Origin of the sequence: Nostocoides japonicum T1-X7, assembly GCF_001046855.1 — a bacterium.
Classification (GTDB): Bacteria; Actinomycetota; Actinomycetes; order Actinomycetales; family Dermatophilaceae; genus Nostocoides; species Nostocoides japonicum.
In genome coordinates this window covers 3,753,221-3,759,640 of sequence record NZ_HF570958.1, presented here as the reverse complement: position 1 = coordinate 3,759,640, position 6,420 = coordinate 3,753,221, and the positions used below count along the sequence as shown (strand labels likewise).

Annotated in this window: 6 protein-coding genes and 1 pseudogene; 5 read left to right on the top strand and 2 right to left on the bottom strand. The window is 72.2% G+C overall.

Going from position 1 to position 6,420, the window contains the following annotated elements:
* Together BN12_RS25325 and BN12_RS17085 are read right to left on the bottom strand one after the other, a co-directional pair.
* The coding region (locus BN12_RS25325) for a hypothetical protein (RefSeq protein WP_048554344.1) at window positions 1–194 on the bottom strand (194 nt) is incomplete at its 3' end.
* Between the two features lie 201 nt (window positions 195–395).
* Entirely contained in the window at window positions 396–1,424 is a 1,029-nt protein-coding gene (locus BN12_RS17085; RefSeq protein ID WP_235432446.1) for a lipase family alpha/beta hydrolase, read from the bottom strand.
* Window positions 1,425–1,501: 77 nt separating this feature from the next.
* Here BN12_RS17085 and BN12_RS17080 point away from each other — a divergent pair, with 77 nt between their 5' ends.
* The 5 genes and pseudogenes from BN12_RS17080 to BN12_RS17055 all read left to right on the top strand — a co-directional run bounded on the left by BN12_RS17080 (window position 1,502) and on the right by BN12_RS17055 (window position 5,947).
* Window positions 1,502–1,903 (top strand): cobalamin B12-binding domain-containing protein, encoded by a 402-nt coding sequence (locus BN12_RS17080; RefSeq protein WP_048554337.1) that lies wholly within the window; start codon window positions 1,502–1,504, stop codon window positions 1,901–1,903.
* A gap of 196 nt (window positions 1,904–2,099) precedes the next feature.
* Complete coding sequence (locus tag BN12_RS17075; RefSeq protein WP_048554336.1) at window positions 2,100–2,513, top strand: hypothetical protein; 414 nt, start codon at window positions 2,100–2,102, stop codon at window positions 2,511–2,513.
* Window positions 2,510–3,790 (top strand): annotated as a pseudogene (locus tag BN12_RS26255) (PepSY-associated TM helix domain-containing protein). The gene BN12_RS17075 and the pseudogene BN12_RS26255 overlap by 4 nt, the downstream one beginning before the upstream one ends.
* A 235-nt stretch (window positions 3,791–4,025) precedes the next feature.
* On the top strand, window positions 4,026–4,526 hold the full coding sequence (locus BN12_RS17060) for an RNA polymerase sigma factor (RefSeq protein WP_048554333.1): 501 nt from the start codon (window positions 4,026–4,028) through the stop codon (window positions 4,524–4,526).
* Window positions 4,523–5,947 (top strand): sialidase family protein, encoded by a 1,425-nt coding sequence (locus tag BN12_RS17055; RefSeq protein WP_048554332.1) that lies wholly within the window; start codon window positions 4,523–4,525, stop codon window positions 5,945–5,947. The genes BN12_RS17060 and BN12_RS17055 overlap by 4 nt, the downstream gene beginning before the upstream one ends.
* Window positions 5,948–6,420 lie beyond the last annotated feature (473 nt).

Sequence of the window (6,420 nt, the reverse complement as noted above, 5' to 3'; positions counted from 1 at the left end):
ACGTCGCTCGCCGCCGCTCCGGCCCGGACCGGTGCGGCGGCGTCACGCGACTCGGCGACGGAGGCACCCGTGGCCGTGATGAGCAGGGCCACCGCGGCCGATGCGGGCAGGACGAACCCGCTCGTCAGGGCGGCCGGGCGGCGCAGGAACGCCTTCGCCGCACGGTGACGTCCGGCATAGGGGTGCGTGTTCACGGGGACCTCGTGTGCAGGGGACACAACGCGTGCCGTCGACGCGACCGGCTGGCAGACCGGCGCTGGCACTGGTCACGGACCCTACCGTGACCTTTTCGTGATGCAAAACTCGTGACGCGCCCTGTGGACGACCGGTCCGGGTCGAGCCCGACCCCCGCCGGGACCCGTGACGGCGCTCGCGGACTTGCCGCACGGCGCGCGTCAGACCCGCCCGGCGAGCGGCGAGACGCCCGGAACGACCGTGCCACCAGCGGTGTCGAGATGGGCGAGCGTCGTCGAGATCCCGTGGACGACGGCGCCCACGACGGGGAGCGAGAGGTGTCCGACGGCATGGAGTGCGACGTTGGTCACGTCGAGGTCCGGATGGGTCAGAGCAGCGCTCCGGTGCGGCAGGACGAGCTGGTCGAGATCGGACCAGTAGGCCACGAAGCGGGTGCGGCATTCGGGCCCCGGCTCCGCGAGCTCGCGCAGGAGGGAGCTGCCCGGCCGCAGCTGCCGGCCCAGCCGGCCGGGCCACGCATACGCGAGAACGGACCCCTCGTGGGGGGTGCCGAGCGTGACGACGGTGTGGACGCGCTCGTCGCCGCAGAGCCGGGTGACGTAGTAGCGCGCCGCGAGCCCTCCGAGACTGTGGCCGACGATGTGCACCCTCTCGTAGCCCGTCCTCTCGACGAGCCGCTCGACGTGCCGTCCGAGCCGGTCGGCGATGACGCGGACGTCGTCGGCGAGGGGGGAGTAGTTCATCGTCATGACGTGGCCGAAGCCCCGGCGTGCGAGCCCGCGGCGCATGACGGTGAAGACGGAGCGGTTGTCGACCAGGCCGTGGACGAGCAGGATCGGCGTGCCCGCCGCCTCGACGTCCGAGACGAGAAGGCCGCGCCGGCTCGGTGGCAGGTGCTCGATGCGGTATCCGTCGCGGCCCTCCCGCTCGCGGTCGTCGAGCAGTCCCGCCGGGTAGGTGAGGACGTGAGCGGCCACCCACGCGCTCTCCGCCGCCACCCCGGCGAGGACGGTCGGCGAGGTGACGACGCGCAGCCCGTCCGTCGCGAGGTCCCGTGCGGCGCGGCCGGTCTCGGCGCCCCGGCGGCGGGCCGAGCGGCTCATCGCGAGCAGGTATGCGGGCACCCGGGTGCCGTCCACGGGCGGCGGGCCGTCGGTGGCCGGCTCCTCCGGTGCGGGCTGCGGTGCCCGGCGCAGGACGGACTGCGTGATGGACCGGCTGATGGACATCGTCCGATCAAGGTAACGTCGGCGCACTCGTCCTACGGTCGGAATCGGCTGTGACACCCCGGGCTACGATGCGAGGTATGGCCGACTCACCGTTGCGCGTCGTCGTCGCGAAACCTGGCCTCGACGGGCACGACCGCGGTGCCAAGGTCGTCGCCCGGGCGCTGCGCGACGCCGGCATGGAGGTCGTCTACACCGGACTGCACCAGACCCCGGAGCAGATCGTCGAGGCGGCGATCCAGGAGGACGCCGACGCCGTCGGCCTGTCCGTCCTCTCGGGCGCGCACATGACCCTCTTCGCGCGGGTCATCGAGCTGCTCAAGGAGCGCGACGCGAGCGACATCGTCGTCTTCGGCGGAGGCATCGTGCCCGACGAGGACCTCCCCGAGCTCGAGCGGATGGGCGTCGCCAAGATCTTCACGCCGGGGGCGACGACGAGCGAGATCGTCGACTGGGTGCGCTCGGCCGTCGTCCCCGCCTGACCCCTGCCATCGTCCCCGCCTGACCCCTCACCTGGCGGTCTGGCACCCGATCGGGGTCTGTGCACCACGCCCCCGCCGGTCGAGTGGGTGCGCCGGGCCCCGTGGAGCCCGACACACCCACTCGACGTCTGGGTGCGCTCCCCCTTCGGTGTGCCGGCCGAGCGAGGGAGCAGACATTAGGTTAGCCTAACCTCTCATGACAGGCGATCGGGCGGCCTCTCCCGCCCCGCACCTCCGCTCGGTCCCCGCCTCCCCAGCCGTCGAGGCTTCCCGTGCCCTCGACGCGGTCGCGGCCGGCGACACCTCGAAGACCCACGAGCGGATGGCGGCACCGGAGGCGATGTCCGCCGTGCACGTCGGGCTCTACGTCTCGGCGCTGCGCTGCGTCCTCACCTATGTCGTCGCCCCCGTCCTCGGAGCCGTCGGCATCGTCCTCGGCCCCGTCGGCGTCCTCCTGCAGGTCCTCGGCGCCGTGACGTCGGCGGCCGGGGCCCGGCGACTGTGGCAGCTGCGGCACCCGGCCCGGCTCCCCTACGCGGGGCTCGCGACCCTCGTCGCCGTCATCGCGGCATACAGCCTCGTCTCGCTCGTCCTGGGCGTGGCGCGATGAAGCGGCGTCCGCTCCGGCGGTTCATGATCGTGAGCCACCGATGGCTCTCCCTCGCCCTCGGGCTCGTGCTCCTCGCGATCACGACGTCGGGCGCGATCCTCCTCTACCGCCCCGAGCTCCAGCGGGCCCTGGACCACGACGCCTATGCCGCGAGCGGCCGGCCCGCCGCGACGTCGCTCGTCCAGGCGCGCGACACCGTCCTCGCCGCGCACCCGGACTTCGACGCCGAGAGCGTCATCGCCGAGCACGGGATCTACCGGGTCACCGACTTCACGACGAGCTGGACGGTCGACCCCGCGACGGGAAAGATCCTCGGCGAGGTGCACGCCCCGCCGGCCTGGATGGGCTTCCTCGACAACCTCCACGAGTGCGGGTTCGCCTGCGAGGACTACCCGGGGTACGTCCCCTTCCTCGCCGCGGAGATCCCACACTCGGCGTGGCTCGGCTTCGAGGGATCGAACGTCACGTGGGGTGGGCTCGTCCTCGGCCTCTTCGGGCTCATCCTCCTCTACCTGTGCCTCACCGGGATCTGGCTGTGATTCCCGCGCCCCTCCCGGTGGCGGTCGTCGATGAGCGTCCGATGGCGCCGGGGCCGCTTCTCCCGCGACACTGACCTGCACAAGGTCTCCGGGATGATCGTCATCCCCTTCCTGCTCGTCTGGGCCATCACCGCGGCCGGCTTCGAGTTCGGGTTCATGGAGAAGGCCTGGTATGCGGTGACCCCCGGCACCGAGCAGCACCTCCCCGACGCCGTCTCCGCCGAGGCGCCGAAGGGAACGCCCGACGTGTCGATCGAGCGAGCCGTCGCGACCGCCCAGACCCTCCACCCGTCGCTGCGGATGGTCGCCGTCACCGTCCCCACCAAGGACGACGCGACGTCGTCGTACTACATGTACTTCCAGAACGGCTACGACCCGTATGCGGAGACCGACTACCCCGGCGACCTCGGCGTCTCCGTCGACCGGCATACCGGCAAGGCCCACGACTTCTACGGTGCCGCCGACCAGTCGCGGGCCCAGGACCTGTGGGACAACTTCAGCTACCCCGTCCACGCGGGCTACATCGTGGGCGGCTGGTGGCGCCTCGTGTGGCTCGTCTTCGCCCTCTCACCGCTCCTGCTCGCCGTGACCGGGGTGTCGACGTGGCTCGTCCGGTGGTCCTCGCGTCGCCGCCGCCGCGCCGCCGTGCGAGCCGGCGAGCTGGCCCCCGTCATGCCGCTCGCTCTCGCCGAGGAGCTGCGCGAGGACCCGGAGAAGGATCCCGAGCTGGCGCGCTGACGACTCTCGGCGGCTCCCCGCAGGGCCGTCGTGGTGGACAGGTCCGTGGTGCACAGGCCCCGATCGGGTGGCAGAGCGCCAGGAGCGTGCGGGCCGAGTCGGGTCCCGGGACGGTCGCGACCCGCCGCGAACCGCTCGTCGAGCAGTGGGGGACAACCTGATGGCAGGCTGTGGCGTCAGAGAGTCCGTGACCACGATGACCCATCCCTGGGCCGCTCGACGGGAGGGAGGATGGATGTCCGCCGCCGCGGCATCCGGCCGCGCCGACGAGCTGGCCGTGCGGGAGGTCTACCTGGCCCACTACGGCATGCTGGCCGGCTGGTCCACCCGTCTCATCGGCGATCCCGACCTCGGTCACGACGTCGCGACGGAGACGTTCCTGCGCCTGCTGCGCCACTGGGGTGAGGTGAACGAGCCACGGTCGTGGCTCTACGCGACGGCCGCCAACATCATCCGCGACCACTGGCGCAAGCGCGGCCGGGAGCACGCGGCATACCAGCGTGTCGGGCTCACCGAGGACGTCGCTCAGCCACAGGACGTCGTGACCCACCTCACCGTCCGCGAAGCCGTCCTCACCCTCCCCGACCGGCTTCGGGTCCCCGTCATGCTCCACTACTTCGCTGACCTCACCGTCGCCCAGGTCGCCACCCAGATGGGCAAGTCCGAAGGCACGATCAAACGTGACCTCTGGGACGCCCGCGGCCGGCTCGCCACCCTGCTGGAGGATGCCCGATGAGTCCCGACGATCCGGTGGAGGAGTTCTTCGCCAGGGAGCGCGCGCAGGTCCGTCCCCTGCCGGCCGACGAGGGCCACTGGAGCTCTCTCGTCCTCGAGGCACGACGCGAGAAGCGGGGCCGGCGCATGCGGTATGCGATGACCGCGGCCGCCGCGGTCGTCATCGTCGGCGGCGGTGTCACCTGGGCGCTGCGCCCCGGGACGCCGGACACGGACCAGAGCCTTCCTGCGACGGCCACCTCGCAGACGACCCACCCGAGGACTCCGACCCCGTCGAGCGCGTCCCAGACCCCGGCCCGGTCCACCTCGCCGTCGACGACCTCCGGCTCGAGTCGGACGCACACGCCGCCGCAGACGACCATCGCGGTCCCGGCGAACTTCCGGGTCGTGTCCCTGAGCAACGTGGGCGGCGGGACGCTCTACGCGCTCGGGCTGACGACGTGTGGCTCGATCGGCACGCCGTGCCCGGCGCTCGCCCGCTCGACCGACGACGGGTCGACGTGGCGGCTCGTCTCGAGCTTCCCCGAGAACGACGTCGCGTCCGAGGCGACGGGCGGCGCGGTCGGCACCGACGACTCGCTGCGCGAGGTCCGGTTCGCCAGCCCCCAGGTCGGATGGGTCTTCGGCGGAGCCCTGAAGATGACGACGGACGGCGGACGTCACTGGACCGACGTCAAGCATTCCGGGCGGGCCGTCATCGATCTCGAGACCGACGGCAAGACGGTCGTCGCGTCGACGTCGGACGGTGACTGCACGAGGCTGTCCTGCGCCGGGAAGGTCAGCGTCGACGTGTCCTCGACCGCCGCGTGGAAGCCCTCGACGCCGGCGACGGGACTCGCCGACGGCACCGTCCTCTCGGCGGACGTCGCCTACCACCAGGGCGCGGCCTTCGTGTCGCCGATCGCGGAGCGCCTCGCGACGACGCCGTGGCGGGTCGTCCCGTCCGTCGCCAAGGTCGCCTCGACGTGCGAGGGCGAGGTCCCGGGCCCGGTGTCCCTCGTCGCGCCTGCGGCCGGGGACGCGATCTTCGCCGTCTGCCCGTCCGATGGCGCGGCCGGCACGACGGGGTATCACGTCGCGGTGAGCACCGACGCCGGCGCCACGTGGAACCCCGTATCGACGGACGCGCTGACCCTCGTCAACGCCGGCACGACGTCGTATGCCGCCTCCGACGCCACCCACCTCGTCGCCGTGTCCGGTGGCTCGGATGCGCTCAAGGGTTCGATGCGGGTCAGCTCCGACGGCGGCCGGACGTGGCATACCCCCGCGGCGCCGCCACCCACCCCGGCGACGGGCTGGGCCTGGGTCGGTGCCCCCGGTGGACGGACCCTGTATGCCGTTCCCGCGGGTGGCGCCTCCGGGTTCTGGGTCAGCAGCGACAACGGTGAGCACTGGCGGCAGTTGCGCGTCGCCGGCGGCTGATCGCGGTCGGTCGGGAACCAGGTACCTCGACCGCTCCGGACCCTCCCGGGGTCGAGGTATGACGGCCCCTCCGGAGGATCACCACATACCTCGACCGCGCCGGACCATCGCGGAGTCGAGGTATCGAGGCCCCTCCGGAGGATCACCACATACCTCGACCGCGCCGGACCCTCCCGGGGTCGAGGTATCGGGACCCACTCGGCTCGTCACCGCGTACCTCGATTGCACGGGGCTCCTGCGGAGTCGAGGTATCGAGGCCCCTCCGGAGGATCACCACATACCTCGACCGCGCCGGACCCTCCCGGGGTCGAGGTATCGAGGCCCCTCCGGAGGATCACCACATACCTCGACCGCGCCAGACCCTCCCGGGTCGAGGTAACTGGTGACCTTCCGGAGGGGTCGAGCTACCTCGACTCCCAGGGCGTCGGCTGGATCGAGGTATCTGGTGACGCGGCGTCGTAAGCCTGGAGCCT